Origin of the sequence: Nocardiopsis trehalosi NBRC 14201, from assembly GCF_001552555.1 — a bacterium.
Taxonomy (GTDB): domain Bacteria; phylum Actinomycetota; class Actinomycetes; order Streptosporangiales; family Streptosporangiaceae; genus Nocardiopsis_B; species Nocardiopsis_B trehalosi.
Genome location: NZ_BCRK01000160.1, coordinates 1 through 14,147, shown reverse-complemented (window position 1 = coordinate 14,147; position 14,147 = coordinate 1). Strand labels below are relative to the sequence as shown.

Annotated in this window: 13 protein-coding genes; 5 read left to right on the top strand and 8 right to left on the bottom strand. The window is 69.4% G+C overall.

All coding sequences use genetic code 11. From position 1 onward, the window contains the following. Positions 1–15 precede the first annotated feature (15 nt). A complete protein-coding gene (locus NT8_RS22115; RefSeq protein ID WP_067973040.1) occupies positions 16–819 on the bottom strand; it encodes an ABC transporter ATP-binding protein in 804 nt (267 codons plus the stop codon). Positions 820–924: 105 nt separating this feature from the next. Between NT8_RS22115 and NT8_RS22110 the strand changes: the two genes are divergently transcribed. Continuing rightward, complete coding sequence (locus NT8_RS22110) at positions 925–1,530, top strand: hypothetical protein (protein ID WP_067973038.1); 606 nt, start codon at positions 925–927, stop codon at positions 1,528–1,530. Positions 1,531–1,560: 30 nt separating this feature from the next. Here NT8_RS22110 and NT8_RS22105 read toward each other — a convergent pair whose 3' ends face one another. The 7 genes from NT8_RS22105 to NT8_RS22080 all read right to left on the bottom strand — a co-directional run bounded on the left by NT8_RS22105 (position 1,561) and on the right by NT8_RS22080 (position 10,430). After that, positions 1,561–3,204 carry an MDR family MFS transporter gene (locus NT8_RS22105; RefSeq protein ID WP_067973035.1) on the bottom strand — a complete coding sequence of 548 codons (1,644 nt, stop codon included), beginning with the start codon at positions 3,202–3,204 and terminating at the stop codon, positions 1,561–1,563. An 88-nt stretch (positions 3,205–3,292) separates the two neighbouring features. Then, positions 3,293–3,919, bottom strand: a complete 627-nt coding sequence (locus NT8_RS22100) for a TetR/AcrR family transcriptional regulator (RefSeq protein WP_067973031.1) — start codon at positions 3,917–3,919, stop codon at positions 3,293–3,295. Between the two features lie 113 nt (positions 3,920–4,032). Beyond that, on the bottom strand, positions 4,033–5,904 hold the full coding sequence (locus NT8_RS22095) for an ABC transporter ATP-binding protein (RefSeq protein ID WP_067973043.1): 1,872 nt from the start codon (positions 5,902–5,904) through the stop codon (positions 4,033–4,035). Between the two features lie 213 nt (positions 5,905–6,117). Beyond that, on the bottom strand, positions 6,118–6,615 hold the full coding sequence (locus tag NT8_RS22090) for an adenylyltransferase/cytidyltransferase family protein (protein WP_067973028.1): 498 nt from the start codon (positions 6,613–6,615) through the stop codon (positions 6,118–6,120). A gap of 1,083 nt (positions 6,616–7,698) precedes the next feature. Further along, complete coding sequence (locus NT8_RS29550) at positions 7,699–8,634, bottom strand: hypothetical protein (RefSeq protein WP_157515933.1); 936 nt, start codon at positions 8,632–8,634, stop codon at positions 7,699–7,701. Between the two features lie 86 nt (positions 8,635–8,720). Continuing rightward, complete coding sequence (locus NT8_RS22085) at positions 8,721–9,191, bottom strand: NUDIX domain-containing protein (protein WP_157515932.1); 471 nt, start codon at positions 9,189–9,191, stop codon at positions 8,721–8,723. Between the two features lie 21 nt (positions 9,192–9,212). Next, positions 9,213–10,430, bottom strand: a complete 1,218-nt coding sequence (locus tag NT8_RS22080; protein WP_067973022.1) for a helix-turn-helix domain-containing protein — start codon at positions 10,428–10,430, stop codon at positions 9,213–9,215. A 392-nt stretch (positions 10,431–10,822) separates the two neighbouring features. On the opposite strand from NT8_RS22080, the gene NT8_RS22075 reads away from it, so the two are divergent. From NT8_RS22075 to NT8_RS22060, 4 genes are all read left to right on the top strand, one after another. Then, positions 10,823–11,179 carry a hypothetical protein gene (locus NT8_RS22075; protein WP_157515931.1) on the top strand — a complete coding sequence of 119 codons (357 nt, stop codon included), beginning with the start codon at positions 10,823–10,825 and terminating at the stop codon, positions 11,177–11,179. 94 nt (positions 11,180–11,273) lie between these two features. Next, positions 11,274–12,005 carry a GntR family transcriptional regulator gene (locus NT8_RS22070; RefSeq protein ID WP_067973016.1) on the top strand — a complete coding sequence of 244 codons (732 nt, stop codon included), beginning with the start codon at positions 11,274–11,276 and terminating at the stop codon, positions 12,003–12,005. 114 nt (positions 12,006–12,119) lie between these two features. Continuing rightward, on the top strand, positions 12,120–12,542 hold the full coding sequence (locus tag NT8_RS22065; protein ID WP_067973013.1) for a plasmid replication, integration and excision activator: 423 nt from the start codon (positions 12,120–12,122) through the stop codon (positions 12,540–12,542). A 111-nt stretch (positions 12,543–12,653) separates the two neighbouring features. Then, positions 12,654–14,063: an FtsK/SpoIIIE domain-containing protein gene (locus NT8_RS22060; RefSeq protein ID WP_067973009.1), complete on the top strand. Its 1,410-nt coding sequence runs from the start codon at positions 12,654–12,656 to the stop codon at positions 14,061–14,063. The last annotated feature ends 84 nt before the right edge of the window (positions 14,064–14,147 follow it).

Here is a 14,147-nt window from a genome sequence, read left to right as displayed (position 1 = left end):
CATCCAGAAAACTCCCTAGGCGGGCGGGGGAGCGGTCCGGGCGCTCCACCGGCCGTCGCGGCGCTCGATCGTGATGGGGTGGTCGAAGCAGGCGGTCACCGGCTTGGTCTTCAGCACGTCGTCGGCCGCCCCGGCGGCCACCACCTGCCCGGCGCGCAGCAGCATCGCGTGCGTGGTGCTGGCCGGCAGCTCCTCCAGGTGGTGGGTGACGAGCACCGTTGCCAGCTCGGGGTGCTCGCGGCGCAGGCCGTCGATGCTCGACAGGAGCTGCTCGCGGGCCGCGACGTCGAGACCCGTGGCGGGCTCGTCGAGCAGCAGCAGCCGGGGCCGCGGCATGAGCGCGCGGGCGATGAGGAAGCGGCCGCGCTCGCCCTGCGACAGGGTCGGCCACAGGCCGCCGCTCATCCCGTCGACGCCCAGCATGGCGATGAGGCGGTCCGCGCGCTCCAGCACCTCCGGCTCGGGGGTCCAGCGGGGCGGGATCTCGATGCTGCCCGTCGCGCCGGTGAGGACGGCCTCGCGGCCGGTGAGCGCCGAGCGCAGGTCGTGGCGGGGGTTGACGTGCCCGATGTGGCGGCGCAGCTCGCGGACGTCCACGCGGCCGAGGCGGTTCCCGAGCACCTCCACCGTGCCGCGGGTGGGGTGCTGCACGGCCCCCAGCAGGCTGAGCAGGGTGCTCTTGCCCGCGCCGTTGGGGCCGATGAGCGCCCAGTGCTCGCCGGGGCGGACGACCATGCTCACCTGGTCGAGGAGGAGGCGGCCGGACCGGACGAGGTCGACCCGGTCGACGTCGATGATGGGCGGGGGTGCTTCCGTCATCGGATCACCCTACTGCCGTCGGTCCACCCGCGCGGACGGAGGACGTGACGTGCGCGGATACCGTGGGGAAGGGGCGCCCGGCGCCTCGGAAGGGAGCGGACGACGGTGACCCCGACAGCGCAGCCCTGCCGGCTCGTCGTCTGCCGCGGCTGCTGCTGCGGCACGAAGAAGAAGCGGCCGGGCGTCGACCACAAGGGCCAGCTGCGGCGGCTCGGCGGCCTCACCGACCACGAGGGCCGCGACGTGCCGATGCGCACGAGCACCTGCCTCGGCATCTGCTTCAAGGCCAACGTGGTGGTCGTGCAGCCCTCGTCGCGGGGGCGGGCCGCCGGAGGGCGGCCCGTGTGGTTCGGTGACGTCACCGAGGACCGGCTCGTCGACCGGCTGGACGACTGGATCTTCGCGGGCGGCCCCGGCATTGCCCCGGTGCCCGAGGAGCTGGAGCCGCACCTGACGTCCAAGGACGCCAAGAAGCCGAAGAAGGCCAAGGGCAAGAAGAAGGACAAGAAGGACAAGAAGGCGCGGAAGAAGGCCGCCAAGGCGGCGGCCGCGAAGCGGGAGCGGGCCGGCGCGGCGCCCGGCGGCGCCGACGCGGCCGCCGGGAGGCGGTCGGAGGAGAAGAAGGACGGCTCCGGCGGCAAGAAGGCCCGGAAGAAGGCCCGCAAGGCCGCCGAGAAGGCACGGAAGAAGGAGCGGGCCGGGGCGGGGTGACCCCCGCTCCGGCCCCGGCCCGCCGCCCCGCTACTCCGCGACGCCCGCCGCCGCGACGGCCGGCCGTCCGCCCGTACCGCCGTTCCCCTCGCCGTCCCCGGTGCCCTCGGGCGCGGACCCGGCGGCCGTGCCGACCACGGTGGCCAGCGGCTTCTCCCGGATGAAGAACGCCAGGACGAACCCGATGGCCACGAGCGGCACCGCGTACAGGAAGATCGGCGGCAGCGCAGACGCGAACGCCTCGCGGACGAACTCCCGCACCGGCGCGGGCAGCGTCTGCAGCATCTCCGGCGTCAGCGAGCTGATCCCCGCCTCGCCGCCCTCGAACTGCAGACCGCCGCCCGCCTGCGGCGGCACGTCGGCCATCTGGTCGTTGAGCCGGCCGATGAAGATGGAGCCGAACACCGAGATACCGAAGGACGCCCCGATCTGCCGGAAGTAGTTGTTGGCCGACGTCGCCGTGCCCAGGTCGCGGGGCGGCGCGCTGTTCTGCACGATCAGCACCAGGTTCTGCATGACCATGCCCACGCCCAGGCCCAGCACCAGCATGGCCACCGCGTTGTAGGCGTAGGGGGTGTCGGCGCCCATCCGCGACAGCAGCGCCAGGCCGACGATGATGACCGCCGTGCCCGCGATCGGCCACACCTTGTACCGGCCGGTCGACGTGATGAGCCGCCCCGTGGTGATGGTGGCGGTCAGCATGCCCGCGACGATCGGCAGCATGAGCAGGCCCGACTCGGTGGCGGTCGCCCCGTTGACCATCTGGAGGAACGTCGGCAGGTAGGACACCGTGGAGAACATCGCGATGCCCACCGTGATGCCCACCAGGGCGGTCAGCACGAACTCGCGGTCGCGGAACAGGCGCAGCGGGATGATCGGCTCCGCGGCGTACCGCTCGGCGACGACGAACAGCGCCGCCGCGACCACGGTGCCCGCGCCCAGGCCGAGGATGACCGGGCTGCCCCATTCATAGGTGCTGCCGCCCCAGCTGGTGAACAGCACGACGCAGACGCTGGCCGCGGCCAGCAGGGCGGTGCCCAGGTAATCGAGCCGCGGCTTGGGCCCGGAGCGCTTCGGCAGGGTGAGCACCATCGAGACCACCACGAGCGCCACCGCGCCCAGCGGCAGGTTGATGTAGAAGATCCACCGCCAGTCGAGCTGGTCGGTGAAGACCCCGCCGAGCAGCGGGCCGGCCACCGAGGCCAGGCCGAACACGGCGCCGATCAGGCCCATGTAGCGGCCGCGCTCCCGCGCCGGGACGATGTCGGCGATGACCGCCTGCGCGCTGATCATCAACCCGCCGCCGCCGATGCCCTGGATCGCGCGGAACACGATGAGCTGCGTCATGTCCTGGGCCATGCCGCACAGCACGGACCCGACAAGGAAGGTGACGATGGCGAACTGGAAGACGCCCTTGCGGCCGAACAGGTCGCCGGCCTTGCCGTAGATCGGCATGCCCACGGTGGCCGCGAGCATGTAGGCCGTGACCACCCACGACAGGTGCTCCAGCCCGTTCAGCTCGCCCACGATGGTGGGCAGGGCGGTCGAGACGATGGTCTGGTCCAGGGCACCCAGCAGCATCGTGAGGATGACGGCGAGGAAGACCCAGCGCACCCGCGTGCGGGCGATCGGGGGCGGGGCGGATAACTGCGCCGTGTCGGCGGTCGAGGTCATGGGAGGTGGCTCGCTTTCCCCTGTGTGTGGTCCCCGTGGGGGTGGTGATGGCATGGCTCACCCCGGCGGCCGGCGCACGGCCGGGCCGCTACAGCTCGGGGCGAGTGGTCTCGAAGGTGGCCCGCAGGGCGTCGAAGACCTGGTCGAAGACGGCGCGGACGTCCTCGCGGTCGTGGTCGGCGCCCTCGCGGGAGTGCAGCCGCCGGGTCGCGAACCGCATGGCCGTGATGGCCAGCGACGCGATGACCTGCGGCCGGATGTCGTCGGGGTCGTCGCCCATGCGGGCGGCGACGGTGTCGGTCACGTTCTCCTCGACCGCCGCGAATGCGGCCATGATGCGGTGCGCGAACCGGGGTTCGCGCTGCACGAGCCGCTTGCGCAGCCGCACCTGCTCGAAGGCGCGGGCGATCTCGGCGCGGTCGAAGTCGAGCATGGGGGAGATGACGAGCGCCTTCAGGTCGTCCAGCAGGTCGCCGGTCGGTCCGCCGGCGACGAAGATCCGCTGGGCGTCCTCGGTGGGGCGGGGCGGGCCGCTCCCGACGAGGGCGTCGTCCTTGGAGGAGAAGTAGTTGAAGAAGGTCCGGGTGGAGACGCCGGCGGCGGCGGCGATGTCGTCGACCGTGACGTCGTCGAGACCGCGTTCGGTGACGAGCAGCAGCGCCTCGCGCTCCAGCGCGAAGCGTGTGGCGAGCTTCTTGCGCTCCCGCAGACCCATGCCGCCACCTCCCTCCGGCCACGATCATTGCATGTCGTGCAAAGTTGCGCCAAACGAATATTTGCGTGATGTGAATCTCGTGCCGGAGGGGGAATCAGCGGACGCCGCGGGGGTCAGAGGCGCGAGCGCTCCTGCGCCGCGAACTGGGTCCGGTACAGCGCCGCGTACAGGCCGCCCTGGGCCAGCAACTCCTCGTGGGTGCCCCGCTCCAAGATCCGGCCGTCCTCCAGGACGAGGATGAGGTCGGCCTCCCGCACCGTCGCCAGGCGGTGGGCGATCACCAGCGAGGTGCGGCCCTCCAGCGCGGTCCGCAGCGCCGCCTGCACGGCCGCCTCCGACTCGGAGTCCAGGTGCGCCGTCGCCTCGTCCAGCACCACCACCGACGGGGCCTTCAGCAGCAGCCGGGCGATCGCCAGCCGCTGCTTCTCCCCGCCCGACAACCGGTAGCCGCGGTCGCCCACCATGGTGTCGAGGCCGTCGGGCAGCGCGTCGAGCAGGTGCCCGAGCCGGGCCGCCCGCATCGCCGCCTCCAGGTCCTCGTCGGTCGCGTCCGGGCGGGCGTAGCGCAGATTGGCGCCGACGGTGTCGTGGAACAGCTGGGCGTCCTGGGTGACCACGCCCACCGCGTCGCGCACCGACCGCGTCGTCGCGTCGCGCAGGTCCACCCCGCCGATGCGCACGGCCCCCTCCACCGGGTCGTACAGCCGCGACACCAGGTGCGTCAGCGTGGTCTTGCCGGCGCCCGAGGGGCCGACCAGCGCCACCATCCGGCCCGGCTCGGCGGTGAACGCCACCCCGCTGAGCACCTGGGTGTCGTCGGCCGCCTCGGCCTGCGGGGTCAGCTCCAGCGAGGCCAGCGACGACTCGGCCGCGCCGGGGTAGCGGAAGGACACCCCGTCGAACTCCACCGACAGCGGGCCTTCGGGGAGGTCGCGGGCGTCGGGCGATTCGCGGATCATCGGTTCGAGGTCGAGCACCTCGAAGACCCGGTCGAAGCTGACCAGGGCCGTCATCACCTCGACGTGCACGTTCGACAGCGCGGTGATGGGCGCGTACAGCCGGGCGAGCAGCGTGGTCAGCGCCACGAGCGTGCCCAGCTCGAACGCGCCCCCGATGACCAGGTTGCCGCCGACCCCGTAGACGACCGCCGTCGCCAGCGAGGTGATGAGGCCGATCATGGTGAACAGCAGGCCGCCGAACACCGCCTGGGAGACGCCGATCTCGCGCACCCGGTCGGCCCGCCGCGAGAACGCCTCGGCCTCCTCCTCGGGGCGGCCGTACAGCTTGACCAGCATCGCGCCGCCGACGTTGAAGCGCTCGGTCATCAGCGAGCTCATCTCGGCGTTGACGTTCATCCCGTCGCGCGAGATGTGCGCGATGCGGCGTCCGATCAGCTTCGCGGGCAGCACGAACAGCGGGACCAGCAGCAGCGCCACCACGGTGATCTGCCACGACAGGACCAGCATGGTGGTGACCACCGCGACGGCGCTGATCAGGTTCGACACCACCGACTGCAGCACCGAGGTGATCGCCCGCTGCGCGCCGACCACGTCGGTGTTGAGGCGGCTGATCAGCGACCCGGTCTGGGTGCGGGTGAAGAACGCCAGCGGCATCCGCTGCACGTGGGAGAACACCTGGGTGCGCAGCAGGTAGATGACGCCCTCGCCGATCCGCGAGGACAGCCACCGGCCGGTCAGCCCCAGCCCGGCCTCCAGTGCGGCCAGGCCGGCCACGGCGACGGCCAGCCACGTCACCAGCCCGCTGTCGCCGCGCGCGACGCCGTGGTCGATGATCGTCTTGAGCAGCAGCGGGTTGGCGATCACGATGACCGCGCTCACCGACGTGGTCAGCAGGAACAGCACGATCGACCGCCAGTGCGGCCGCGCGTACCCGGTGATGCGCCGCACGGTCCCCGGCGGCAGACGGCTGCCCTTGGCGCTCCCGTCGTTCACCAGTGACCGGTAGATGGGGGGTCCCCCGCTCATCATCATGCCGTCCCCGTTCCCGTCCCGGACGCCACACACGCCCGTGCCAGGACACCACAACACCACCGCCGCCGCCCGACTTCCCGCCCCGGCCCCGTTCCGCTCGAAGGGGAATACCCCACCCACCGGAACCGTTGCCGACGGGGCGCCGCGGGACGGTGGATGCTCCCTGCAGGGGCGCATGGTCCGAGGCGGCCACCTCGGTCGGCGGGGTTACAGCGAGCGGGAGAGGCGGCTCAGCGCGGCGGTGGTGGAGCGGCCCTCGGTCAGCGGCAGCTCCCACGCCTCGACGCCGAGCGCGGCGGCGCCGCGGCGCTTCGCCTCGGTATAGGGGTCGCCCGCGGTGAACGCGAGGGCGGCCGGGCGCAGCGGGCGGAGCAGGTCGGCGTAGGACTCCCAGTCGGCCACCTCGGGCGGGCCGGAGATGATGAACACGCCGTCGACGCAGCGCAGCGCCGCGAGCATCTCGGCGCGCTCGGCGGCGGGGTTGACCGGGCGGCCGGGTCCCTTCCAGGCGCGCACCCGGACGTCGTCCTCGACACCCACGACCAGGGGCAGCCCGCGGCCGCGGATATCGCCGAGGAAGCGGACGTGCCCGACGTGCAGCACGTCGAAGACGCCCGTGACGATGGCCGGCGCCTCGGCCGCAGCGGGACGGTGCGCCCACTGCGCGTCCAGAGCGGGCACCCGCAGCGGATCGGGACTCGTCATCACGCAACCTTCACAAGCGGCACACGACGGACCGGATGCTCGGGCACCCGTCCCCCCAACATATCCGCCCCCGACCACCCCGTTCCGCCCGACCACGGAACCCACCCCCACGCGGGGACTCCGTCCATCGGCGGCGACACGCGGCCGCCACCGAGCACCACCGCCCGCGAGTGGCCCTGCGGTAGCGTCGCGACCGCGAGGCCGACGGCACGGTAAGGGGTCGGCAACCCGGGTGTGGCTCTGGTCCGACCCGCCTCGCACCCCCAGCCCACGGCGCCTCCACCGCAGCACCGGTGCGGCCACCCACACGAAGAAGCACGCCACCGGCCACCTCAGCGATCCGAGCCGACACGGCCATCGGGCACGTAACCGGCACGCGGGAGGCGATAGGCCACAAACGGCGAAGGGCCAGGGGGCCGGGGGTATCACCGGCTGACCTGGCCCTTTGGGGGTTCAGAGCGGGCGACGGGAATCGAACCCGCACGACCAGCTTGGAAGATCGCGACCGGGAAGACGATCTTCCCCGAGGTCGCCTGACCTGCGGCGCAATCGCGAGAATCGGACGCGGGTCCCCGTAGTTCCCCGCTGCGCGCCGCCCCGTGTGGCACGTATGTGGCACGCCCTGGACGCCGTGAGGGGAACATCAGGGCCGGCCTTCTCACTCCGCAGCGGACGGAATGGCGGTCGGCCACAGTCGGCGGACCGCTGGCAAGCAGCCTGCGTCCCGCCCCCAGTACCCCGCGCGGCGGTCACCACGGTCATCGGGCCGAGGTGCTCGATCGCGCCGGGGCCTCAGCCTCAGACGGACAGAGTCGCGCGATCGAGTGCCTCGGGTCCGAGGACACCGGATGGACAGCACGGAAGCCACAGCGCCCGTCGTACCGCCTCTGAGAGCCGCACCCCCGCGACGGCGCGCATCCCTCGCAGCGGAGACCCGTCCGCCCACGGCCTCGCCACCTTCCCCGGTGGTCGGCCGCTAGCTCGGGACCGGGCGCCAGCCCGCAGCCCGAGCTAGCGGCCGACAAGCCGGCCGCGACGGCGCGAAGCGCCGTCGCCTTGATCCCATACAGCCCAATTCGGCAGTCATTCTTTTTCTATCGCCGCTCGAGCCTCGAGAAGGTTTCTTGGCGTGCGCTTGCGTGGGCCTCGTACCCATATGTCGTGAGGCGGTATTCTGTGGATGCGAAAAAGCCCTTTTTCCTCGTTGACCCAAGTTATGGGGTCCGCTGAGAATAAGACATCATATTGGACCGATAGCGCGGAATCTTGAGAGCTTTGTGCCCAAACGAACAATCGATGGTGATCCGGTTTCCGGGTGCTCTCATTATTCATGCTGATCCAGTTTTGAATCGTGGTTCCGATCTTCCAACTGAACTTCACATGACTGTTCGGATGGACTAGGTAGCTTCCCTTGATACCATCGAACTGCTCTGGTATCGGTATTTCTTCGCCTGACGAGAGCGTCCCGCGGATCACTTCGACGTCGGGTATGAGCAGGAGGAACGGGCGGTCGCCTGAATTGAAGAAGTTTCCTGTGACTTCGTAATGGACGGTGGTCCAGTCGTGCCACTCGGTTGACAGAGTCGCAGAGAAATCCTCGAAAGTCTCTCTCTCGAAGAGTCCGGTTCCCAAACCACTATCCCGGTTGGACGCATCTCGAATGTCGTAAAGTCCGACTTTTGGAGGGCGGTCGAACTTGTCGATGCCAATTAGTAACTGCGGGCTATGAGAGTCGAATCGCGACCATGAGGCGAGCATCACAGCGGCTTCGGTCGCCTCCTGTGAAGCGCGGAGTTGACGCGAAGAGAGCTGGACCTGTTCCTCGGCGGCACTCGCGCTTCGGGCGGAAGATAATGCGCTAAGTTCAGACGCGGACGCGCTTCTTCTGGAGTGAACAGTGGCTCGAATTGCAACTGCTAGTGATATTGCTGCGATTGCTATCGAGATAATTTCAGTGTTATCCCGAATCCATGGGATAATATCCTGCGTGATAAGGCGAAGCGATTCCTCGGTGGTCATTGGATGCCCTCCGCGTGGCGGGTGCATCAAGAAATCTTGCTCTGACGATGTGCGAATCTTGCTTCATCATCGGCGCCTGAGGCCTCTTAATGCAGGTACTCGCCATTTTCCAAGTAACGGGTTGTCCCTTCGGTGCGTGCTGCCGCAGCGTGGACGATACGTCGCGCGAGCCTAGGGATGGTCGCGTCATGGATGGTCGAAACCGAGTGCCACTCATACGACGAAATCTCGGCCGGGTCCAACCGGATTTTTTCTAGCTGTTCGCTGGTGGGGCGTCCTCCGTCGAAGACGAAAAGTTGTTTGTCGCCTTCCTTGGCATTGGGTGCCCAGTCGGTGACCAGCAGGCGTCCGATGGTCACGGTGATGCCCAACTCCTCTTCGACCTCACGTGCGGCTGCCTGCCTCGGAGTTTCACCGTGCTCGATGTAGCCGCCGGGGATATCGAGGTAGTCCTTATACGAGGGCACGACCATGAGAACGCGGTCCTGCTCGTCGAAGAAGAGGACGCCGGCGGCGACTCGCGGGCGGGCGAAGGATTCGGTGGGGTCGTCAGTCACAGTGCGACTGTAGGCCATCGACTACAGGACCTTCATGCGGCGTGCGAGGTCCGCAAGGCGCTGGTCCTGCTTGCCCGACTTCATTCGCAGCATCCGCAGGACGACCTGGCGCCCGATCACGTGGCGGTGGACCTGTTCGGATGAGATGCCCTCGGCCTGCATGACGGCGGACAGAGCGGCGTCCCGCTGGTTGGCCTTCACGTGCAACTGGGCCATCTCCAGGGCGTGCCGCACGCGGCGCTCTGTCGGGAGGGACGTCGTTCGGATCGTCTGCCCGAGGTCCAGCGCCAACCCCACATCCCCGAGGGCGTTGGCTGTCACTACCCGATGGACGGCGACGTTGGTGGGACCGAACGCCGTCCACACGTGGTTCGCGTCCGTCCCCAACCGGCGTGCGGCTCGGTCCGCCTCGTCCAGGTAGGTACGGGCTGTGGCGCGGTCTCCCGCCCGTGCCGCCGCGACGGCTCCGGGGAGTAGCAGGGTGCCGTACACCGAGAGGAGCCGGACATCCGAGCCGTCCAGCCGATCGTGGAGGTAGTCGGCGGCTCGCTTCGTCATCTGCGCCGCCGTCGCCGGCTGCCCGTGGGAGTGCAGGGAGTGAACCGCTGACCGGAACAGCGATCCGATGACCACGGGATCGCCGGTCTTCTCGGCGGCCTCCAACCCGCGTTGGGCGGCGATCCATGCCAAGTCGGACTCCCCGACCTTGGTGAGGATCATGGCTGTTGCCTGGCCGGCGAGGGCTAGCAACGTGTTGGCCATCGCGGCCTGCTCACCCGTGTAGGTGCGACTGGCCGTCTGCGCGTTCGTCAGCAGCTCGGGCAACCGGCGGAGAACTCGGCTGTAGTTGGACGCCTGATATGCGCTCATGACGTCGTTTACGTCGCTGCGCATGGCACTGAGGGAGGGCGCTTCCGCCTCATCCGTTCCGGCGAGGAGGGAGCTGAGGTGCCGGTAATCCAGTAGGGCGGAGCGCACGCGCTCCACCTCCGTATCGGACTGCTTCTGGTGCTCGTCGGAAGACTGATCGATGAGATCGAGAACCGAGACCTGAAGCGCATCGGCCAGAGCGCGGATGACGGTAAGCCGATCGAGCGCCGCCCGATCATTCTCGATCTTGCTGAGCCAATCGGTCGTGCGCCCCACCAGTCCTGCGAGGACTTCTTGGGACATTCCACGACGCAGGCGGTACCACGCGACGCGCTGGCCTGGGCTCAGTGCTGCGGGGGTGCTGTACATGGCGTCCTCTTGCCTGGGAAGACCCCGGAAAGTTTTTCCGGGTTCCCTTCCTCTCGGAGTTCTAGCTTCTTAGCACGCCGTTGCTGTTCCTGTCAGCGGCGAGGGATCACGTCGTGGTGGCGAGGGGGCGTTCTTCGTGGAACCCGTGGCGGTAGTCGAGACGGACCGGTGCCGGTCGTGCCGGGGGCGAGGGTGCAAGACGCTGCGCCCGCGCCGCCTGGTCGTCGTCCGTACCGCACCCGGGACGGAGGGGGAGGAACGCATTATCCCCTGCTCCGCCTGCCAGGGCAGCGGAATCGCCGCAGCGTGATGCCGTCCGCCGGCGCCGACCGGCTTGCCTCCCCGGAGCAGTCGGCGCCGGCGGTCCATACCCGTGATGGAGGGACACGACGGTGAATGACGGACATGCAGAACTGCCGCAGCGAAAGCTGGTCAAGAGGGAAGCGGAACGGCGCATCCTCGACATGATGGGACGCCTGGAGTCTCGCGGGCTGAAAGTGCGCACGACGGCGGTGCTGGTGCAGTTGGAGGTCCGGAACCCGCAATTCGACACGTCGCCAGTGGACGTGCTCTGCCCGTCCTACCCGCTTCGCCAGGTCATCCGGTGCTCGCTTCACACCGGCGGGCGTTTGTGGTGGTGGTGGGTGTGGGAGTGCGGGGAAGGCGCGTTCGAGCGGGAGCCGATGCTTCCCGCTGATGAAGTCGAGGCCGCTGCGGATCGCATCGCCAAGGTTCTCGCCATCCGTTGAGGCGGGCATCCGTACCGGCGGGTCGTGACAGGTCACATGGGTAGCATCTAAGCTGCTTGTTCACACGAGTACTAGAGTCATCGGACGGTCGAACATGCCGGGTCTGGACTTCACCCCTCCCAAGTACGTACAGATCGTCCAAGCGATCCAAGAGCGTATCGAGGACGGAACGTACGCGCCGGGCGACATGCTCCCGTCCGAGTCGCGCTTGGTGCGGGAGTTCGGGGCCGGACGCAGCACCGTCGTCCGTGCCCTCCAGATCTTGAGCATGCAGGGGTGGATCGATCGGGAGCACGGGCGCGGGTCCTTCGTGAAGGGCTCGCCTGGACGGTCCTCGGAGCGTAGTCATGCCGGGCAGAGCGCTTTCGATGCTTCGGAGTCCGGCAGGGCGACCGCCATCGTCCATGCCGGCCGGGCCGTGGCCGCTGACGCGATCGCGAACGCGCTCGGCGTGCCCACTGGTTCTCCGGCCGTGCTGCGGCGTCGCCTGATTGCCGATGACGACGGCCCGAGCGAGTTGGTCTCCCTCTGGTTCCCACTCGACGTTGCGGAGGGGACCGACCTCGCCGACGCCCAACCCATCAACATCGGTGTCCGGGGCCACCTCCAGGCCGTGAAGCAAGTCCGTCCGGCGAGTATCGCGGAACGCCTGTCCGCGCGCCTTCCGAGCGATGATGAGTGCAAGCTTCTCAAGATCGACCGGGCCAGTCCGGTCCTCAACGTGATCGCCGGTGTGCTGGATGCCGCAGGTTCTGTGGTCGCTGTTGCCGATGTCGTTCTTCCCGGTGACCTGCATGAACTTGAGGACGTCTACCCCGCGTCGTAAACCAGTCTCGCTGCGGGTGCCGCTCGGCCACTTGTCCGAACGAGTCGAAGCATGTACCTTGTGTCCACACTCGATCGGACAAGTGGTCGACCGTATGTTTTGAGGAGGCTTTCAATGGCGATTCAGGGTGCGATTCCGGTGGAGTTCGGGACGGTGTTCCCGGCGGGGTGCTATGCGCTGGGGGTGGAGGCAATCACCGACTTCGAGACGAAGCGCCCGCAGACGGACCGTGACTCGGGGCTGCCGCTGTGGGCGGTGGACGTGATCGACGCGGACCCCGAGGCGCGGGGCAAGGCCAAGAGCGTGAAGGTCAAGGTCGCCGCTGAGCACTGCCCGGTGCTGCCGGATGAGGTTCCGGGGCTGCCGTTCCGCCCGGTGGAGTTCGAGGCGATGTCGGTCATGCCCTACGTCGATGACAACGGGCGCCGCCCCAGGGTGGCCTACAGCTTGCGCGCCAAGGCCGTGAAGACCCCCGGCGGTGGTTCAGCCGGTCGCCGCTCCCCGGCTGCTTCGGGCGCGAAGGACGCCGCTGCCTGACCCCGGATGTGAAGCGGGGCGGCCTGGTGCGCCAACACCACGAGCCGCCCCCGAGACCTCTCCCGCTACGCGATTGCCCTCGCACGAACACGAAAGAGGTGTCCTCAGCTTATGCTGCGCAGCAACCACGCCGGTGCGGCCCAGACTCCGCCGACCCTTCCCGCCCCCGCGCAGGCGTTCCGCTTCTCCACCCCTGTTGTCGAGACGCCGGGCGTCTTCGTCCTGGCCTCCTGGATCACCCGCCTGCTCCGCGTCCTGGTCCTGGCACCGATTCGCTTCCCCGTCGCCGTGGGCTCGGCGGCCCTCCTGGGTGCGTCCGGCTACCTGTTCGGATACACGGGCGCGGCCGTGGCGGTGATCGCTGCGTCCTCGGTGCTGCTGGCCTGGTACATCCGCTGGCCGGTCTCCTTCCACCGCCTGGTCGCGCTGCGGGCGCTGGCGGCGTGGCGGTGGGTCGCGGTCTACCGGCGCCACTGGCAACCCGTCCTCGTCGTCGCCGGCCTGGCCGAGTCCTACCAGGAACGGCGCTACCTCCCGCGTATCCGCCGGGTCACCTGCTCCACGTGGGCCGACCGGGTGCGGGTGCGCCTGGTGGCCGGCACCGCCCCGGCGGATGTGGAGCAGCGGGTGGTGGAGCTGGCGCACGGGTTCGGCGCCCCCTCCTGCCGCGTGACCGTGCTCGGCCCCCGTGACGTGGTGCTGGAGTTCCCGCGCCGGGATACCCTCGCGCGCCCGCTGGACGCTCTGCCCATCCCGGCCGACCCGGACCTGTCGGCGCTGCCCGTGGGCCGGTGCGAAGACGGTGAGCCCTGGCACCTGCGCCTGCACGGCACCCACGTGCTGGTCGTCGGGGTGACGGGTGCGGGCAAGGGCTCGGTCATCTGGTCGGCCCTCCGGGCGATGCTGCCCGCCATCCAGGCCGGGACGGTGGAGGTCCGGGCCATCGACCCGAAGCGGATGGAGCTGTCCTACGGTCGGCGGTTGTTCGCGGCCTATGCCGATGACGGGGAATCCGCGGTGGCACTGCTGGAACGCGCGGTGGCCGACATGCAGGAGCGGGCGGAGCGCTACGCCGGGAAGCAGCGCGTCCACGTCCCCTCGGCCTCGGACCCGTTCGTGGTGGTGGTGCTCGATGAGGTGGCGTTCCTGACCGCCTACCACCCCGATCGCGACGTCCGCCGTCGTGCGGAGAACGCCATCGCCACCCTGACCTCCCAGGGCCGGTCGGTGGGGTTCTGCGTCCTGGCCGCGTTGCAGGACCCGCGCAAGGAGGTGATGAACCTGCGCAACCTCTTCCCGGACAAGGTCGCCCTGCGCCTCGATGAGGCGTCGCAGGTCGACATGGTGCTGGGGGAGGGCGCCCGGGAGCGCGGTGCTCTGGCGCACCTGATCGATGCGGACCTTCCCGGGGTGGCCTTCGTGAAGCTGGAGGGCTCACCCGCACCCGTCCGGGTCCGGGCGGCCTACGTCAGTGATGGCGACATCGACGCCATGGCCGGCGGGTTCGGGCCGGTGGGCTGATGCCGACTCCGACCGGCAAGACCACGCGCGCTGAGCGCATGGCACAACCCTTGGCGCGGGAGGTGGCCGAACAGATCGCGGCGG